At 61.7% G+C, this 19,222-nt stretch carries 13 protein-coding genes; 2 read left to right on the forward strand and 11 right to left on the reverse strand.

Features of this window, described 5'->3' with window-relative positions; translation table 11 throughout:
• Positions 1–64 precede the first annotated feature (64 nt).
• From tuf to rpoB, 6 genes are all read right to left on the reverse strand, one after another.
• Entirely contained in the window at positions 65–1,255 is a 1,191-nt protein-coding gene (gene tuf / locus AB4Y81_RS02305; RefSeq protein ID WP_018776689.1) for an elongation factor Tu, read from the reverse strand.
• Between the two features lie 231 nt (positions 1,256–1,486).
• A complete protein-coding gene (fusA, locus tag AB4Y81_RS02310; protein WP_441995036.1) occupies positions 1,487–3,601 on the reverse strand; it encodes an elongation factor G in 2,115 nt (704 codons plus the stop codon).
• A gap of 69 nt (positions 3,602–3,670) precedes the next feature.
• The gene (gene rpsG / locus AB4Y81_RS02315) at positions 3,671–4,141 is read right to left on the reverse strand and encodes a 30S ribosomal protein S7 (protein WP_003803829.1); all 471 of its coding nucleotides are present in this window, start codon (positions 4,139–4,141) and stop codon (positions 3,671–3,673) included.
• 1 nt (position 4,142) lies between these two features.
• Positions 4,143–4,517: a 30S ribosomal protein S12 gene (gene rpsL / locus AB4Y81_RS02320; RefSeq protein ID WP_009358312.1), complete on the reverse strand. Its 375-nt coding sequence runs from the start codon at positions 4,515–4,517 to the stop codon at positions 4,143–4,145.
• Positions 4,518–4,930: 413 nt separating this feature from the next.
• Positions 4,931–8,830, reverse strand: a complete 3,900-nt coding sequence (locus AB4Y81_RS02325) for a DNA-directed RNA polymerase subunit beta' (protein ID WP_018776691.1) — start codon at positions 8,828–8,830, stop codon at positions 4,931–4,933.
• Positions 8,831–8,934: 104 nt separating this feature from the next.
• The gene (rpoB, locus tag AB4Y81_RS02330; protein WP_026267008.1) at positions 8,935–12,441 is read right to left on the reverse strand and encodes a DNA-directed RNA polymerase subunit beta; all 3,507 of its coding nucleotides are present in this window, start codon (positions 12,439–12,441) and stop codon (positions 8,935–8,937) included.
• A gap of 403 nt (positions 12,442–12,844) precedes the next feature.
• Between rpoB and AB4Y81_RS02335 the strand changes: the two genes are divergently transcribed.
• On the forward strand, positions 12,845–14,044 hold the full coding sequence (locus tag AB4Y81_RS02335; protein WP_018776693.1) for an acetyl-CoA C-acetyltransferase: 1,200 nt from the start codon (positions 12,845–12,847) through the stop codon (positions 14,042–14,044).
• Positions 14,044–14,526, forward strand: a complete 483-nt coding sequence (locus AB4Y81_RS02340; protein WP_018776694.1) for an aminoacyl-tRNA deacylase — start codon at positions 14,044–14,046, stop codon at positions 14,524–14,526. The genes AB4Y81_RS02335 and AB4Y81_RS02340 overlap by 1 nt, the downstream gene beginning before the upstream one ends.
• Positions 14,527–14,650: 124 nt before the next feature.
• Here the strand turns inward: AB4Y81_RS02340 and rplL are convergent, their stop codons facing one another.
• From rplL to rplA, 5 genes are all read right to left on the reverse strand, one after another.
• A complete protein-coding gene (rplL, locus tag AB4Y81_RS02345) occupies positions 14,651–15,028 on the reverse strand; it encodes a 50S ribosomal protein L7/L12 (protein ID WP_018776695.1) in 378 nt (125 codons plus the stop codon).
• A gap of 76 nt (positions 15,029–15,104) precedes the next feature.
• Positions 15,105–15,695: a 50S ribosomal protein L10 gene (rplJ, locus tag AB4Y81_RS02350; protein ID WP_018776696.1), complete on the reverse strand. Its 591-nt coding sequence runs from the start codon at positions 15,693–15,695 to the stop codon at positions 15,105–15,107.
• A 321-nt stretch (positions 15,696–16,016) separates the two neighbouring features.
• Entirely contained in the window at positions 16,017–17,186 is a 1,170-nt protein-coding gene (locus AB4Y81_RS02355) for a GNAT family N-acetyltransferase (protein ID WP_079580749.1), read from the reverse strand.
• Positions 17,165–18,274: a GNAT family N-acetyltransferase gene (locus AB4Y81_RS02360; RefSeq protein ID WP_441995041.1), complete on the reverse strand. Its 1,110-nt coding sequence runs from the start codon at positions 18,272–18,274 to the stop codon at positions 17,165–17,167. The genes AB4Y81_RS02355 and AB4Y81_RS02360 overlap by 22 nt, the downstream gene beginning before the upstream one ends.
• A gap of 140 nt (positions 18,275–18,414) precedes the next feature.
• Complete coding sequence (rplA, locus tag AB4Y81_RS02365; protein WP_018776699.1) at positions 18,415–19,122, reverse strand: 50S ribosomal protein L1; 708 nt, start codon at positions 19,120–19,122, stop codon at positions 18,415–18,417.
• Positions 19,123–19,222 lie beyond the last annotated feature (100 nt).

Here is a 19,222-nt window from a genome sequence, read left to right on the forward strand (position 1 = left end):
GCGGTGGGGTTCTTCCGAGCAAACTACCGGCTGGGCCGGGAGATCACCGATCTACAAGCAGTGACTACTTGATGATCTTGGTGACACGTCCCGAACCAACGGTGCGGCCGCCTTCGCGGATAGCGAAGCCGAGGCCCTCTTCCATAGCGATCGGCTGGATGAGCGCAACAGTCATCTCAGTGTTGTCGCCAGGCATAACCATTTCCGTGCCTTCCGGCAGGGTGATAACGCCGGTTACGTCCGTGGTACGGAAGTAGAACTGCGGGCGGTAGTTGGAGTAGAACGGGTTGTGACGTCCGCCTTCGTCCTTGGAAAGGATGTAGACGTTTGCCTCGAAGTCGGTGTGCGGGGTGATGGAACCCGGCTTGACGACAACCTGGCCACGCTCGACATCGTCGCGCTTGAGACCGCGGAGCAGGAGGCCACAGTTCTCGCCGGCCCATGCTTCGTCGAGCTGCTTGTGGAACATCTCGATACCGGTAACCGTGGTCTTCTGGATCGGGCGGATGCCAACGATCTCGACCTCGGAGTTGATGGCGAGGGTTCCACGCTCGGCGCGGCCCGTAACAACGGTTCCACGACCGGTGATCGTGAAGACGTCTTCGATCGGCATCAGGAACGGCTTGTCGCGGTCACGTACGGGGTCCGGAACGGACTCGTCGACAGCTGCCATCAGGTCCTGGACGGACTTGACCCAAACCGGGTCGCCTTCCAGAGCCTTGAGACCGGAAACGCGAACAACCGGAGCCTCATCGCCATCGAAGCCCTGCGAGCTCAGGAGCTCACGAACTTCCATTTCGACGAGGTCGAGGAGTTCTTCGTCATCAACCATGTCGGACTTGTTCAGTGCGACCAGCAGGTAGGGAACACCAACCTGGCGGGCGAGCAGAACGTGCTCACGGGTCTGAGCCATCGGACCATCGGTTGCAGCAACCACGAGGATTGCGCCGTCCATCTGGGCAGCACCGGTGATCATGTTCTTGATGTAGTCAGCGTGACCGGGGGCGTCTACGTGTGCGTAGTGGCGCTTCTCGGTCTGGTACTCCACGTGGGAGATGTTGATGGTAATACCGCGCTGGCGCTCTTCCGGAGCGGAGTCGATCGACGCGAAGTCGCGCTGCTCGTTGAGATCCGGGTACTGGTCGTACAGCACCTTGGAAATGGCGGCAGTCAGCGTCGTCTTACCGTGGTCAACGTGACCAATGGTGCCGATGTTGACGTGCGGCTTAGTCCGCTCGAACTTTGCCTTTGCCACAGGTTCCTCCTAGAACGATTTCAAGTGAAGTGCTCCTCGGCCGCGCTTTTCGCGGCAGAAACTTTAGCAAGTCTACTTGGGGGCTTGGTTTTGGTGAAATTGCAGATTCAGGAACCAATGATAGTTCCTAGAGCCTGTTTGCGCAGGGGCCGGGCTGCGGCTCTCGCCACAGCCCCGCCTCAAGCGCTTAGATGCCTTCCCGATACCGGAATTGCATCCGTTACCGGGAGATTACTCGCCGCGGGTTTTCTGGATGATCTCGTCGGCTACTGCCTTCGGGACCTCCGCGTAGCTGTTGAACGTCATGGAGTACACGGCGCGACCCTGGGTCTTGGACCGCAGGTCACCGATGTAGCCGAACATGCCGGACAGCGGAACGTGTGCACGGATAACCTTCACACCTGCTGCGTCCTCCATGGACTGCATCTGGCCACGGCGGGCGTTCAGGTCACCAATAACATCACCCATGTATTCCTCAGGTGTGCGGACCTCAACATCCATCAGCGGTTCAAGCAGAACAGGGTTCGCCTTGCGTGCGGCTTCCTTGAAAGCCATACGTCCGGCGATCTTGAACGCCATTTCCGAGGAGTCAACATCGTGGGACGCGCCGTCGATCAGCGTGGCCTTGATGCCGACAACCGGGTAACCGGCCAGGACGCCGTCGTTCAGTGCATCCTGGATACCGGCGTCGACAGACGGGATGTATTCGCGCGGAACGCGGCCACCAGTGACCTTGTTCTCGAACTCGTACAGTTCGCCCGAAGAGGTGTCCATCGGTTCGATCGCAATCTGGATCTTTGCGAACTGACCCGAACCACCGGTCTGCTTCTTGTGCGTGTAGTCATGACGCTCGACTGCGCGCTTGATGGTTTCGCGGTAAGCAACCTGCGGCTTGCCGACGTTTGCCTCGACCTTGAATTCGCGGCGCATGYGGTCCACCAGGATGTCCAGGTGGAGCTCGCCCATGCCGGCGATGATGGTCTGGCCCGTGTCTTCGTTGAGGGAGACCTGGAAGGTCGGGTCCTCGGCGGAGAGCTTCTGGATGGCCGTGGAGAGCTTCTCCTGGTCACCCTTGGTGTTGGGCTCGATGGCAACCGAGATCACGGGCTCCGGGAAGCTCATGGACTCGAGGACGATCTGGTTGTTGGCATCACACAGGGTGTCACCCGTGGTGGTGTCCTTCAGACCGATGGCTGCGTAGATGTGGCCCGCGGTAGCGCCTTCAACAGGCATTTCCTTGTTGGCGTGCATCTGGAACAGCTTGCCGATACGTTCCTTCTTGCCCTTGGTGGAGTTAACCACCTGGGCGCCGGCCTCAACGTGACCGGAGTACACGCGGACGAAGGTCAGCTGGCCGAAGAACGGGTGCGCAGCAATCTTGAAGGCGAGGGCCGAGAACGGCTCGTCTGCAGACGGCTTGCGGGTCAGTTCCTTCTCTTCGTCGCGGGGATCGTGACCGATCATCGGCGGGACGTCGAGCGGGTTCGGCAGGTAGTCGACAACAGCGTCAAGCATCGGCTGTACACCGCGGTTCTTGAAGGCAGAGCCACAGAACACGGGGTAGAGCTCGGAGTTGATGGTCATCTTGCGGATGCCGGCCTTGAGTTCCTCAAGGGTGAGTTCTTCACCTTCGAGGTACTTCTCCATGAGTTCTTCGGAAGCCTCGGCCACAGTCTCAACGAGCTGTGCGCGGTACTCTTCGGCCTTGGCCTGGAGGTCCGCCGGGATTTCCTGCACTTCGTAGGAAGCGCCCATGGTGACGTCACCCTTTGCGTCGCCAGGCCAAACCAGGGCGCGCATTTCGAGGAGGTCAACCACACCGATGAAGTCGTTCTCGGCACCGATCGGCAGCTGCATGACCAGCGGCTTGGCACCAAGGCGGGAAATGATGGTGTCTACGGTGAAGTAGAAGTCGGCACCCAGCTTGTCCATCTTGTTGACGAAGCAGATACGCGGAACGTTGTACTTGTCAGCCTGGCGCCAAACAGTCTCGGACTGCGGCTCCACGCCTTCCTTGCCGTCGAACACTGCGACTGCGCCGTCGAGGACACGCAGGGAGCGCTCAACCTCGACCGTGAAGTCCACGTGGCCCGGGGTATCGATGATGTTGATCTGGTTCTGGTTCCAGAAGCAAGTCACGGCGGCAGACGTGATGGTGATGCCGCGTTCCTTTTCCTGTTCCATCCAGTCAGTCGTCGAGGCGCCGTCGTGCGTCTCGCCGATCTTGTGGTTCACACCCGTGTAGAACAGGATGCGCTCGGTAGTGGTGGTCTTGCCGGCATCGATGTGGGCCATGATGCCGATATTGCGGACCTTGTTAAGGTCGGTAAGCACGTCCTGTGCCACGGGGTCTCCCTTTCGGATGGACTACACGTCCGCCGCCGGCTCGGTGGAGCCGGCGGCGTTCGGGAAGTTTTACCAGCGGTAGTGTGCGAAGGCCTTGTTCGACTCGGCCATCTTGTGGGTGTCTTCGCGACGCTTGACAGCGGCACCGAGACCGTTGGAGGCATCCAGGATTTCGTTCTGGAGGCGCTCGGTCATGGTCTTCTCCCGGCGGGCCTTGGAGTAGCCCACGAGCCAACGCAGAGCGAGGGCGGTGGAGCGGCCCGGCTTGACCTCAACCGGAACCTGGTAGGTGGCGCCACCAACGCGGCGTGAACGCACCTCGAGGGAAGGCTTGACGTTGTCCATGGCCTTCTTGAGAGCGGCAACGGGGTCGCCGCCGGACTTGGCACGTGCACCTTCGAGTGCGCCGTAAACGATGCGCTCTGCGGTGGACTTCTTGCCGTCAACCAGAACCTTGTTGATCAGCTGAGTGACCAACGGGGAGCCGTAAACGGGATCGGAAACTAGCGGCCGCTTCGGGGCCGGACCCTTGCGAGGCATATTACTTCTTCTCCATCTTTGCGCCGTAACGGCTGCGGGCCTGCTTGCGGTTCTTGACACCCTGGGTGTCGAGTGCGCCGCGGACGATCTTGTAGCGGACACCCGGAAGGTCCTTCACACGACCACCACGGACGAGCACGATGGAGTGCTCCTGGAGGTTGTGGCCAACACCGGGGATGTAAGCGGTAACTTCCACGCCACCGTTGAGGCGCACACGTGCCACCTTACGGAGAGCCGAGTTCGGCTTCTTGGGGGTGGTGGTGTAAACGCGGGTGCAAACACCGCGACGCATCGGGCTGCCCTTCAGCGCGGGAGCCTTGGTCTTGGAGACCTTCGGCGTGCGGCCCTTGCGGACCAGCTGGTTAATCGTAGGCACTTTCGTGTTCTCCGTTGTTTGATCTCTGCCCCCACACACAGGCGCCAGCCGGTGTAAACGTGGGAACTTTGGCGTTGCTCGTGCAGCCGGCCGAAACTCCGGTAGGCGTGCAAAAGTGCGGCATTCGTTGCGCATGTTGCCCGCAACCCGGAAACAGGCTCCACCCAGCACCATGAGAACAAAACCAAAATGATGCTGCGGCGGCCTTCATCCACTGCCACACAGAACAATTACAGAAAGTCTAGCACGGCTTGATCTGGAGCCTTAATCGGGTGTATGGAGGACGACGGCGGCAGGTGACTGCCGCCGTCGTCGCCCCGCTCCCCCGGGTACCCGGGGAAAAGCGACGTTAACGGGCCAGGCCCCGCACTCGAAAGTGCGGGGCCTGACCGTCATAACGCCGACTGCCGCTTCTAGCGGAAGTCGTTGCCGAGATCGTAGTCATCCAGCGGGATGGCGTGGAACTCGGGAGCGCCGTCGCCACCCAGGGCGTCATAGGAGAAGTCGGTGAAAGCGCTGGGGCCCGTGAACAGGCTTGCCTTTGCTTCTTCCGTCGGCTCCACAGTGACCTCTGTGTAGCGGGGCAGACCCGTACCAGCCGGGATGAGCTTACCGATGATGACGTTTTCCTTCAGGCCGAGCAGAGGATCGCTCTTGCCTTCCATGGCCGCCTGCGTCAGGACGCGGGTGGTCTCCTGGAAGGAAGCTGCCGACAGCCAGGACTCGGTAGCCAAGGAAGCCTTGGTGATACCCATGAGTTCCGGACGACCCGAAGCCGGGGACTTGCCCTCGGACACGACGCGGCGGTTCTCGTCTTCGAAGCGGGCGCGCTCTGCAAGCTCACCGGGGAGCAAGTCGGAGTCGCCGGACTCGATGACGGTCACGCGGCGCAGCATCTGGCGGACGATAACCTCGACGTGCTTGTCGTGGATACCAATACCCTGGCTGCGGTAAACGCCCTGCACTTCGTCCACGAGGAACTTCTGTGCGGCACGCGGGCCCATGATGCGCAGAACCTGCTTCGGGTCCACCGGACCGTTGATCAGCTTCTGGCCGACGCTGACGTGCTCGCCATCCTCGATGAGGAGGCGGGAACGGCGCAGCACCGGGTAGGCGATCTCTTCGGAACCATCGTCCGGAGTGATGACCAGGCGCATCTGGCGCTCGGACTCTTCGATGGTGATGCGGCCGGCTGCTTCAGCAATCGGTGCGACACCCTTCGGAGTACGGGCTTCGAAAAGCTCCTGGATACGGGGCAGACCCTGGGTGATGTCGTCGCCACCACCGGCGGAAACAGCACCACCGGTGTGGAACGTACGCATGGTCAGCTGGGTACCGGGTTCACCGATGGACTGCGCGGCGATGATGCCAACAGCCTCGCCGATGTCAACGGTCTTGCCGGTGGCCAATGAACGGCCGTAGCAGAGCGCGCAGGTGCCGACCTTGGACTCACAGGTGAGTACGGAGCGGACCTTGACCTCGGTGATGCCTGCAGCCAGCAGCTGGTCGATGACGACGTCGCCGCAGTCGGTGCCGCCGGCAGCCAGGACGTTGCCCTGGGCATCGACGACGTCGACAGCCAGCGTACGTGCGTAGGCGCTGTTCTCGACGTTCTCGTCCAGGACGAGCTCACCGTTGGAATCCGGCACGGCGATCGGGGTGACCAGACCGCGCTCAGTACCACAGTCCTCTTCACGGACGATGACGTCCTGCGAAACGTCCACCAGACGACGGGTCAGGTAACCCGAGTTGGCGGTACGCAGAGCGGTATCGGCCAGACCCTTACGGGCACCGTGCGTGGCGATGAAGTATTCCAGAACCGACAGGCCCTCACGGTAGGAGGACTTGATCGGGCGAGGAATGATCTCACCCTTCGGGTTGGCCACAAGACCACGGATACCCGCGATCTGGCGGACCTGCATCCAGTTACCACGTGCACCGGAGGACACCATGCGGTTGATGGTGTTCATCGGGGACAGGCTGTCGCGCATCGCCTGGGCGATCTCGTTGGTTGCCTTGTTCCAGATCTCGATCAGTTCCTGGCGACGCTCGTCGTCGTCGATCAGGCCCTTGTCGTACTGGCCCTGGATCTTGGCAGCCATGTTCTCGTAACCAGCCAGGATGGCGGGCTTGGAAGTCGGCACCTCGATGTCGGAGATTGCCACAGTGACACCCGAACGGGTGGCCCAGTAGAAACCGGCATCCTTCAGGTTATCCAGCGTTGCCGCCGTAACAACCTTCGGGTAGCGCTCTGCAAGGTCGTTGACGATCCGGGACAGTTCGCCCTTGTCGGCAACAGCCTCAACCCACGGGTAATCCTCAGGCAGCGTCTGGTTGAAGATGACCTGGCCGAGGGAGGTTTCAACGAGAGCCGGCTGACCGGGCTCCCAACCTTCCGGAGCTTCCCAACCTGCGTACGGCACGAAGTCGTCCAGGCGGATCTTGACCTGGGAGTTCAGGTGCAGCTCACGGGCGTCGTACGCCATGATTGCTTCCGAAACCGAGGAGAAGATACGGCCTTCGCCGGCAGAACCGACACGCTTGGTGGTCAGGTGGTAGAGACCGATGATCATATCCTGCGAAGGCAGGGTCACCGGGCGGCCATCGGACGGCTTCAGGATGTTGTTCGAGGACAGCATCAGGATGCGTGCTTCGGCCTGGGCTTCCGGGCTCAGCGGCAGGTGGACTGCCATCTGGTCGCCGTCGAAGTCAGCGTTGAAGGCGCCACAAACCAGCGGGTGAAGCTGGATTGCCTTGCCTTCCACAAGCTGCGGTTCGAAGGCCTGGATGCCGAGGCGGTGCAGGGTAGGTGCACGGTTGAGCAGCACCGGGTGTTCGGTGATGATCTCTTCCAGCACGTCCCAGACCTGCGGACGGTAACGCTCAACCATGCGCTTCGCCGACTTGATGTTCTGGGCGTGGTTGAGGTCAACCAGGCGCTTCATCACGAACGGCTTGAAGAGCTCCAGGGCCATCTGCTTGGGCAGACCACACTGGTGCAGCTTCAGCTGCGGACCGACAACGATGACCGAACGGCCGGAGTAGTCGACGCGCTTGCCGAGCAGGTTCTGGCGGAAGCGGCCCTGCTTGCCCTTGAGCATGTCGCTCAGGGACTTCAGGGGACGGTTGCCCGGACCCGTGACGGGGCGGCCACGACGGCCGTTATCGAAGAGGCTGTCAACAGCTTCCTGAAGCATGCGCTTCTCGTTGTTGACGATGATCTCCGGAGCACCCAGGTCAAGCAGTCGCTTGAGGCGGTTGTTGCGGTTGATCACACGACGGTAGAGGTCGTTGAGGTCGGAGGTCGCGAAGCGGCCACCATCCAGCTGGACCATCGGGCGCAGTTCCGGCGGGATCACCGGGACGGCGTCCAGAACCATGCCCAGGGGGCTGTTGTTGGTGGTCAGGAATGCGTTGACAACCTTCAGGCGCTTCAGGGCACGCGTCTTGCGCTGGCCCTTGCCGTTCTGGATGGTGTCGCGCAGGGACTCGGCCTCAGCCTGCATGTCAAAGGTTTCGAGGCGCTTCTTGATTGCCTCGGCGCCCATGGAGCCCTCGAAGTACAGACCGTAGCGGTCGCGCAGTTCGCGGTACAGGCCCTCGTCGCCTTCAAGGTCGGCGACCTTGAGGTTCTTGAAGCGGTCCCAGACCTGCTCAAGGCGCTCGATATCGGCGTCGGCACGCTTACGGACGTTCGCCATCTGGCGGTCGGCGGAGTCGCGGGCCTTCTTCTTGTCGGCAGCCTTGGCGCCCTCGCCTTCGAGACGGGCAAGCTCGTCTTCAAGGTCGCGGGCGATCGTGGCGATGTCGCTGTCGCGGTTGTCGATCATCTGCTTCTTCTCGAGGTCGTGCTCAACCTGGAGGTTCGGCAGTTCGGCGTGACGGCTTTCGGTGTCAACGCTGGTGATCATGTAGGCAGCGAAGTAGATGACCTTCTCAAGGTCCTTCGGTGCCAGGTCCAAGAGGTAGCCCAAGCGCGAGGGAACGCCCTTGAAGTACCAGATGTGGGTTACAGGCGCGGCCAGTTCGATGTGGCCCATGCGCTCACGACGCACCTTGGCGCGGGTGACTTCGACGCCACAACGCTCGCAAATGATGCCCTTGAAGCGCACGCGCTTGTACTTGCCGCAGTAGCATTCCCAGTCGCGGGACGGGCCGAAGATCTTCTCGCAGAAGAGGCCGTCCTTCTCAGGCTTGAGCGTGCGGTAGTTGATGGTTTCCGGCTTCTTGACCTCACCGTAAGACCAGCCACGGATGTCTTCCGCGGTGGCGAGGCCGATCTGCATGAGGCCGAAGGAGGATTCGCTGGACATATGGTCCCTGTTCTCTCTTGTTCTCTAAATTCTGAAGTCTTGGTTACGGGAAGAGGGAGCTGTCCCGGCGGGCAGCCACAAAGTGGTGCCCGCCGGAACGGCTGCTAGACCTCTTCTACGGAACTGGGCTCTGCGCGAGACAGATCGATGCCCAGTTCTTCCGCAGCCGTGAAGACTGCGTCATCAGAGTCACGCATTTCGATCGTGGTTCCGTCGGTGGAAAGAACTTCCACGTTCAGGCACAACGACTGCATTTCCTTGATCAAGACCTTGAAGGACTCGGGAACGCCAGGCTCAGGGATGTTCTCGCCCTTGACGATGGCTTCGTAGACCTTCACACGACCATGGATGTCATCCGACTTGATCGTGAGGAGTTCCTGAAGCGTGTAGGCGGCACCGTAAGCTTCGAGCGCCCACACTTCCATTTCACCGAAGCGCTGGCCACCGAACTGAGCCTTACCACCCAGCGGCTGCTGCGTGATCATGGAGTACGGGCCGGTGGAGCGCGCGTGGATCTTGTCGTCCACCAGGTGGTGGAGCTTCAGGATGTACATGTAACCGACGGAGATCGGGTCCGGGAACGGCTCGCCGGAGCGGCCGTCGAACAGACGGGTCTTGCCGGAGGAGTCGATCAGACGGTCGCCATCGCGGGTCACGTTGGTGGAGTCAAGCAGGCCCGTGATTTCTTCTTCGCGGGCGCCATCGAACACCGGGGTGGCAACGGTGGTCTGGCCGGTTTCACGGGGCAGGTTCGGGAGGTTCTTGACCCACTCCGGCTCGCCTTCGATCTTCCAACCGGTCTTGGCAACCCAACCGAGGTGGGTTTCCAGGACCTGGCCAACGTTCATTCGTCCCGGAACACCAAGCGGGTTCAGGACGATGTCCACCGGGGTACCGTCTGCAAGGAAGGGCATGTCCTCGATCGGGAGGATCTTGGAGATAACACCCTTGTTGCCGTGACGGCCGGCGAGCTTGTCGCCGTCGGTGATCTTGCGCTTGGCTGCAACGTAGACGCGGACCAGCTGGTTCACGCCCGGGGGCAGCTCGTCGTCGTTGTCGCGGTCGAAGACGCGAACGCCGATGACCGTACCGGACTCGCCGTGGGGAACCTTCAGCGAGGTATCGCGGACTTCGCGGGACTTCTCACCGAAGATGGCGCGGAGGAGCCGCTCTTCCGGGGTCAGCTCGGTTTCACCCTTGGGGGTGACCTTGCCTACCAGGATGTCGCCTGCTTCAACCTCGGCACCGATGTGGATGATGCCGCGCTCGTCCAGGCCTGCCAGGACTTCCTCGGACACGTTCGGGATGTCACGGGTGATTTCCTCGGCACCAAGCTTGGTGTCGCGGGCATCGATTTCGTGCTCCTCGATGTGGATGGAGGAAAGGACGTCCTCAGCAACAATGCGCTGGGACAGGATGATGGCGTCCTCGAAGTTGTGGCCTTCCCATGACATGAATGCCACGAGCAGGTTCTTACCGAGGGCAAGCTCACCCTGGTCCGTTGCGGGACCGTCAGCGATGATGCCGCCAACCTCCAGGCGCTGGCCTTCGTTGACCAGGACACGGTGGTTGTAGCAGTTGCCCTGGTTGGAACGGGCGAACTTGTTGATGCGGTAGTTGGTCTCGGTGCCGTCGTCGTTGATCATGACAACGAGTTCAGCGGAAACCTCGGTGACCACACCGGCCTTCTTCGCAATGACAACGTCACCGGCGTCGACGGCTGCTGCACGTTCCATGCCGGTGCCCACAAAAGGAGCCTCGGAACGGACCAGCGGCACAGCCTGGCGCTGCATGTTGGCACCCATGAGTGCACGGTTGGCATCGTCATGCTCGAGGAACGGGATCAATGCCGTTGCCACGGACACCATCTGGCGCGGGGAAACGTCCATGAACTGAACGTCTGCAGCGGGAACCAGGACGGGCTCGCCTCCACCACCACGGGCACGGACAAGAACGGTCTCTTCGGAGAACTTCTTGTCGGCATCCAGCGGAGCGTTGGCCTGTGCGATCAGGACCTCGGCTTCGTCATCGGCCGTGAGGTACTGGACCTCGTCCGAGACAACACCGTTGGAAACCAAGCGGTAAGGGGTCTCGATGAAGCCGAACGGGTTGATGCGGCCGTAGGAAGCCAACGAACCGATCAGACCAATGTTCGGGCCTTCAGGAGTTTCGATGGGGCACATACGTCCGTAGTGGGACGGGTGAACGTCACGGACTTCCATGCCTGCGCGGTCACGGGACAGACCACCCGGGCCAAGTGCCGACAGACGACGCTTGTGGGTCAGACCCGAGAGCGGGTTGTTCTGGTCCATGAACTGCGACAGCTGGGAGGTTCCGAAGAACTCCTTGATGGCTGCCACAACGGGACGGATGTTGATCAGCGTCTGCGGCGTGATGGCCTCGACGTCCTGCGTGGTCATGCGTTCGCGGACGACGCGTTCCATACGGGAAAGACCGGTGCGGACCTGGTTCTCGATCAGTTCGCCGACGGCGCGGATGCGACGGTTGCCGAAGTGGTCAATGTCATCGATGTCGACGCGGAGCTCGTGGTCTTCGCCGTCGCGCTTGCCCATGATGGTCTTCTCGCCGGCGTGGAGCGCAACAAGGAACTTGATCATGGCAACGATGTCTTCAACGTGCAGGACCGAAGCTTCCTTGTCACCAAGGGAGCGGTCGATGCCGAGCTTGCGGTTGATCTTGTAACGGCCAACCTTGGCAAGATCGTAGCGCTTGGCGTTGAAGTACAGGTTGTCCAGCAGGGACTGGGCAGCCTCGACTGTGGGCGGCTCGCCCGGACGCAGCTTGCGGTAGATGTCCAGAAGCGCGTCTTCGCGGGTCTCGGTGGCGTCCTTCTCCAGCGTTGCGCGCATGGAGTCGTACTGGCCGAACTCTTCCAGGATCTGGCCTTCGGTCCAGCCGAGGGCCTTCAGGAGAACCGTGACCGACTGCTTGCGCTTGCGGTCAAGGCGTACGCCCACCTGGTCGCGCTTGTCGATTTCGAGTTCGAACCAGGCACCGCGGGACGGGATGATCTTCGCAGTGAAGATGTCCTTGTCACTGGTCTTGTCTGCAGTGCGCTCGAAGTAGGCGCCCGGCGAACGGACCAACTGGGAGACAACGACACGCTCGGTGCCGTTGACGACGAACGTTCCCTTCTCAGTCATGAGGGGGAAGTCGCCCATGAACACGGTCTGCTGCTTGATTTCGCCCGTGTTGTTGTTCATGAACTCGGCCTTGACATACAGCGGGGCCGAGTAGGTGGCGTCACGGTCTTTGCATTCGGCCATGGTGTACTTCGGGTCAGCGAACTCCGGCTCGGAGAAGCTCAGGGACATGGTGCCCTGGAAGTCCTCGATAGGGGAGATCTCTTCGAAGATGTCGGCAAGTCCGGAGGTGGTGGCGACGCTGAGGTCGCCCTCCTCGACAGCCTTCGCTACCCGCGCCTGCCAGCGTTCGTTTCCGACGAGCCAGTCAAAGCTGTCCGTCTGCAGGGCGAGAAGATTCGGAACATCAAGGGGTTCGTGAATCTTTGCGAATGAGAGGCGACGGGTGGCACCATCGGTGCTTGCCGTGTTAGCGGTTTCGTTATTAGAGGTGCTCGAGGCGACCAAGAGGGATCCTTCCACAGACCTTCAGGCGTTTTCAGATCTCCCCCGTTTGCATTCTGCAGAGTGCTCCGCAGGATACTTAATCCGGTTCCGCTATATGACCCGGACCCAGTCTGCGCATGGTTGTGCACGTTTCGGAACGGCACGTCAATGACGCAGCTGAGAGGTAAAGCCCACCGCTATATGAAGGCTGAAGGTTAACAGGGAAGACGCAAATATCTACAATACGGCAAAGCAGCCTTCCTGTCTACCCCAGATCGTCCGTGATTGCAAGCACCGTTGCCGCAGGCACCGAATGAAGGAAGTCCCGGCCACCCGGAATGCGCGGGCGGGCAGGATCGTTTAACGGTTAGTCACAAACACCGCGATAGCCTTGCTACACCATTCCCGGACCGGAAGAGAGACCATGAGCAACTCCGCTGACGACAATGACGTTGTCATCCTCGCCGCTTCCCGCACCCCGCAGGGTCGCCTCAACGGACAATTGGCGGGCTTCACCGCCGTCGAACTCGGCGCGCACGCCATCGGCGCCGCACTGGCGGCGAGCGGCGTAAAGCCCGAACAGGTTGACGCCGTCATCATGGGCCAGGTCCTCCAGGCCGGTGCCGGACAGAATCCGGCCCGCCAAAGCGCAATCGCGGCCGGCGTGGGCTGGAACATCCCGGCCGTGACCATCAACAAGGTGTGCCTCTCGGGTCTGACAGCAGTCATTGATGCCGCGCGCATGATCCGCAGCGGCGATGCCACCGTGGTGGTCGCGGGCGGCCAGGAGTCCATGACAAGGGCCCCGCACCTCCTCCCCGGTTCCCGCCAGGGCTGGACGTATGGCTCCATCCAGGCATTGGATGTTGCCGCCCACGACGGCCTCACCGACGCTTTCGACGGGCAATCCATGGGTCTGTCCACGGAAACCAAGAACGTCACCCTGGGCATAGACCGCAAGGCCCAGGATGAGGTCGCGGCGGCTTCGCACCAGCGTGCCGCGGCTGCGATCGCGGACGGAATCTTCGACGTCGAAATTGCTCCCGTGAAGGTCAAACAGCGAAAAGGCGATCCACTGGTCCTCACCACGGACGAGGGTGTCCGCCCCAACACCACGGTGGAAACCCTCGCCCCACTGCGGGCTGCCTTTGCGACGGACGGCACCATCACGGCGGGTAACTCCTCTCCCCTGTCCGACGGCGCCTCCGCACTCGTGCTGACCAGTCGCCGCTTCGCCCGGGACAACGGGCTGGAATACCTCGCCGTTGTCGGCAAGCCTGGGCAGGTTGCCGGGCCTGACAACTCGCTGCACTCCCAGCCGTCGAATGCGATCGCCCAGGCGTTGAAGCGTGCCGGGTGGACGGCCGAAGACCTCGACTTCATTGAAATCAACGAGGCATTCGGGTCGGTGGCGGTGCAGTCCCTCAAGGACCTGCGCTATCCCCTGGAGAAGTGCAACATCCACGGAGGAGCCATCGCTTTGGGCCATCCGATCGGAGCGTCCGGCGCTCGGCTTGCCCTGCATGCTGCCCATGAACTCAAGCGCCGGGGAACCGGCAAAGCCGCGGTTTCCCTGTGCGGCGGAGGCGGCCAGGGCGAAGCACTACTGCTGTACCGCGACTGATGGGCGGCATTGAGACTGAGGGTGCGGAGCGGTTCCTTGCCGACGCCGCCGCCCGCGGACTGGACGTCGACGTCGTCGAACGTCCCGCAGCGCGCAGCCTGGAAGAGGCCGCCACCATCCTGGGGATCAGGCCGGCGGACATTGTGAAGTCCCTGGTGGTCAAGCACCGGGACGGCAGCTTCCTCTTCGCTTTGATTCCCGGGGACCGCCAGATCTCCTGGCCCAAGCTGCGCGCGCTGGTGGGCGTCAACAAGTTGTCACTCCCACCCGCGGAGGTGGCGTTGGACGCCACCGGCTATGAACGCGGAACCATCACTCCCCTGGGCAGCACCACGGCATGGCCCGTGTACGCCGATGCCACGATTACGGGGCGGCGCATCTCCATGGGAGCCGGGGCACACGGCCGCAGCGCTTTTGTTGACGCCGACGCGCTGACCTCAGCCCTGGGCGCCGTCGTAGCGGACATCAGCGAACCTTCTTAAAGCAACGCGGGGTCACTTTTGGCCGGTAAATCCCCTTGGGATGGGCCATAAGTGACCCCGCGTTGCTGTTTAACGCAGGAAGCCCCGCCCGGCGAACCGGACGGGGCTTCCAAAGCAAAACGAGTTACTTGAGGGTAACCGTTGCGCCAGCTTCTTCGAGCTGAGCCTTTGCCTTCTCTGCGGCTTCCTTGTTGGCGCCTTCGAGAACAGCCTTCGGTGCGCTGTCAACCAGGTCCTTGGCTTCCTTGAGGCCGAGGGAGGTGATGGCGCGAACTTCCTTGATCACTGCGATCTTCTTGTCGCCAGCAGCTTCGAGGATGACGTCGAAGTCAGTCTTCTCTTCAGCAGCTTCAGCAGCACCGCCGGCAGCGGGGCCAGCAACTGCAACAGCAGCAGCCGTAACTTCGAAGGTCTCTTCGAAGAGCTTGACGAACTCGGAGAGCTCGATGATGGTCAGTTCCTTGAAAGCTTCAATGAGCTCTTCGTTGCTGAGCTTCGCCATGGTGGCGTCCTTCCATTAGTTGGTGCAGGTCCGGACGATGCCGATCCATACACCAGAGTTTGTTTGGGGGGAGAACTTAGTTCTCTTCGGTTGCAGCTTCAGCGGCTTCGGCCGGAGCCGCAACCTCTTCAGCAGCAGCCTCTTCGGCCGGGGCTTCATCAGCGGCCGGTGCAGGTGCGCCGCCCTCTTCTTCAAGCTTGAGGCGCAGAGCGTCGATGATGCGTGCAGCAGCAGATGCGGGAGCCTTGAGGACACCAGCAACGCGTGCAAGCTGCAGTTCGCGGGACTCCAGGGCTGCCAGTGCGGCAACTCCTGCTGCGTCCAATGCCTTGCCTTCGAAGACGCCGGTCTTGATAACCAGCTGCTTGTTGGCCTTGGCAAAGTCCGTCAGGCTCTTGGCAGCAGCAACAGCGTCACCCTTGATGAAGGCGATTGCAGTGGGGCCGGCAAGCTGATCGTTGAATGCTTCAACTCCAGCTTCCTTGGCTGCAATGGCGCTCAGGGTGTTCTTGACGACCGAGAACTTGGTGTCCTGGCCGAGCGCAACACGCAGTTCCTTGAGCTGTGCAACAGTGAGCCCGCGGTATTCGGTCAGGACAGCCGCGTTCGATTCCTTGAAATCGTTGGTGATCTCCGCAACTGCGGAAACCTTGCTAGGCGTTGTCATAACCCTCCTTCCGGGGAATAAAGCCGGTCTTCCGGGTCCCCGCTCACGAGAGCTAAAACTAAAAACGCCCCGCGCAGATGCACGGGGCTTGGCTCAACACGGTTCGATCCGTGGAGACTAGCTTCGTTCACCTGCGCCGGCCGCCCTATGTTCAGGGTCCTTCGTCAAGGAATTCACTTTGTTCTCAGGGGCGTGGCTGCAGAATTGAGCTGTGCTCGAAAGAGTGGATTCCCATCAACCGACGGTCTTTGGTACTTCAAGGTTACGGGACAGTGTGCGGCAAACCAAATCGGGGCGCGGCAGTACAGCTCGCGGTTGCCCCTATTCGGAGACTGTCGGCCCCTTATCCCGGCCAGGCAGTTCCTTCTGCCACAGTCCGGTGATGCCGGCCGTCGTGAACCCCAACTGCTTGTTGACAGTCAGGAGGTAACGGTTTTCCGGCGCGTTCCAGGTGTAGATCACTCTTGCGTCCGGAAACTGCTCGCTGAGCCGTTCCATGTTGGCCACTTTGATGAGCAAACCCAGTTTGTTTCCGCGGTGCTCCTGGAGGACCAAGGTGTCGTCCTGGAAGACCACGTCCTGGCGGTGGGCCAGGACACTGATGGTGGTCAGGCCCACCAGCTTGCCGCTCTCAAGATGCTCGACGGCGGTAACCACCGTGCGCCGTCCCTGCGCCAATGCGGCGTCTTCAGTTTCCCGAAGGACGGCGGTGTCGAAAACCATTCCGCTCGCTTCAACCTCGGGAGCATCGTCCTCGGCATCGTCACGCACAACCTCGCCTGCTGCGTTTTCCAACGCGGCAACAGCATCCAGCCAGGCGTCCGGGCAGCGGTCCGTCCAGTGGTGGAGGGCATAGCGGCCCCCGTTGGCTTCCTCCGCTTCCAGCTGGAGGTCAGCTACGAGCTGGGAGTCCAGGGGAAGGATGCAGGAGCTGAACTGTTCGATGTGCTGGAGTGTGTAGCCGGCTCTCTTGGCGAAGTCCACCTCCCTGCTGCTGACAGGGACAAATCCGGCCCCGCTGCCCGGAATCAGCTGGTCCTCGGGTACCTCCGTCAGGGACGTTGCAGGGTGGTTGGTGTCCACCAGGATCATGGTCCGGCCTTCGGCGCGGGCCAGCTGTTCGGCGGCCTCCAGCAGTTGCCGCCCGACTCCTTGCCCTTGGTACTCGGGAAGGATGTCCAGGGTGAATTCGGCCAGGTCCATGTTGTCAGCCAGGGGCAAGGCGATGTCCACGACACCGACGATGGCGCCTTCGACCTTGGCAACCAGGATGATCTGGCGTTCATAGGGATCGGAAAATTCCAGCAGCTTTTCCAAGGGAGTGTAGGCGAGGTCGTCGCTCCCCCACGTTTCCATGCGCACCCGGCGTCCGACTTCCACGGCGTCCAGGAAATCGGCGGCCTCAGGGCTGTCCAGGGTGTCAGGCACCCACAGCTGCCCGACCTGAACGGTACCCGTCTCGTCTACAGTCATCCCAGCCGTTTCTGCCATTCGCCTTCAAAGCCGGACGGCTTGAATCCAAGGGCGATATTTATGGCCAGCATATGCTGGTTTTCAACGGCGTTCCATGTCATGACCGACGTGGCGTCCGGCCAGAGTTCCTGTGCGCGGCGAAGGTTGCCGGTTTTCACCAGCATCCCTAAACCGTGTCCCCGGTGCCCGGGAGCCACCAAGGTGTCCTCTTGGTAGATCACCGCCGGCGCCTCTTCACGGTGCGTCAGGACCGTATAGGCGGCCAGCTCCCCCGTAGCGTCGTGGCGGGCTGCGCACACGGCGGACTCCACACCGCTGGCTTGCCAGGTGGCTTCCTCCCGGCGGACCCGGGCAGCGTCCCACACCTCGCCTTCCCACCCGAGGCCCGCGATGGGAACCTCTGTGCTCATGAGGCCCTTGAGGCGGGCGAAAGCGCCCACAAGGTGGTCCGGGCAACGCGACTTCCAGCCCAGGACGCTGTAGCCCGCCGAGCGTCTCAAGGCCTCCGCTTCCAGGACCCCAAGCGATTCCCCGGAAACGGGAAAGGCAAGTGTGCTGTTCGTTTCGACCTGCTCCAACGAGTAACCGTGGCGGAGGGCAAAGCGTGTGGATGCCGCGTCCAAAGGCACACCGCCTGAGCCGGACTTGGCCTCCAACAACTCCACGCCGGCCTCGACGGGCGCGATGGGTTCTCCGCAGTAGGCATCGAACGAAACCCGCCCGCGGCCACTGGCCAGTTCCTCCAACAGGGCCAGGATCCGGGATCCAAAGCCACGGCGCCGGAAGGGCGCGTCGACAAGCACGTCCACACCCGCCGTCGTCGTGTTTTCACTCAGGGGCAGCGTCAAAGTGCCGCAACCCACCACCTCACCATCGAGGCGGGCCAGATGGACCTGGCGCTCTTCGTATTCATTTCCCTGCCAGAAAAGGACGGCCTCGGCCAGGGTAACGCAGCGGTCCAGGTTGCCCCACAGTTCCATGGCATGGACGACGTTCAGTTGGTGAAAGGCCTGGAAGTCAGGGGCATCTGCGGCGTCCGGACTCGTGGGAACACGGATCCGTTCCACGGTCAATCCGGAAGGCCCTGAAATGTTCGACGACGTCACGCACCACAGCCTACGGCCCGCCTCCCGCGCGGAACAGACGGCGACAAGAAAACAGGCTGGAAGCGAATGCAGGCAGCGACAGAAAAAGGACCGCCCGGCAAAAGCCGGACGGTCCTTTTCAGAGCCAGTGCTCGCGAAGCTTACGCGTCGGTGAGAACCTTGGTGACGTTCGGGTCAACGGTGATGCCCGGGCCGAACGTGGTGGCAACGGTAGCCTTCTGGATGTAGCGGCCCTTGGAAGCGGACGGCTTCAAACGAAGCACCTCTTCCAGTGCTGCTGCGTAGTTCTCAGCCAGCTTGGTGGCGTCGAAGGACACCTTGCCGATGATGAAGTGAAGGTTGGAGTGCTTGTCGACGCGGAAGTCGATCTTGCCGCCCTTGATGTCGTTGACAGCCTTGGTGACGTCCGGGGTAACCGTGCCGGTCTTCGGGTTCGGCATGAGGTTACGCGGGCCGAGAACCTTACCGAGGCGGCCAACCTTGCCCATAAGGTCAGGGGTTGCCACTGCGGCGTCGAAGTCGGTCCAGCCGCCGGCGATCTTTTCGATCAGGTCATCGGAACCAACGAAGTCGGCGCCGGCAGCGATTGCTGCTTCAGCCTTGTCGCCGGTTGCGAAAACGAGGACGCGGGCGGTCTTACCGGTGCCGTGGGGCAGGTTGACGGTGCCACGAACCATCTGGTCAGCCTTACGCGGGTCAACGCCCAGGCGGAAAGCGACCTCAACGGTTGCGTCGAACTTGGAAGGGTTGGTGTCCTTCGCGAGGGTGATGGCCTCGAACGGGGCGTAGACCTTGTCTGCCTCGATCTTGGCTACGGCTGCCTCATATGCTTTGCTGCGCTTTGCCATGCTGCTGTTTCTCCTTGTGCAGTTGTGGTCTGCGGACCGCGCTGGGCCCTGCCACAGTCGGGGATCCGGCAAGGATCCTGCGACATTTCAATGTTTCAGA

This window comes from Paenarthrobacter sp. TAF1 (genome assembly GCF_052113825.1).
GTDB lineage: Bacteria > Actinomycetota > Actinomycetes > Actinomycetales > Micrococcaceae > Arthrobacter > Arthrobacter nicotinovorans.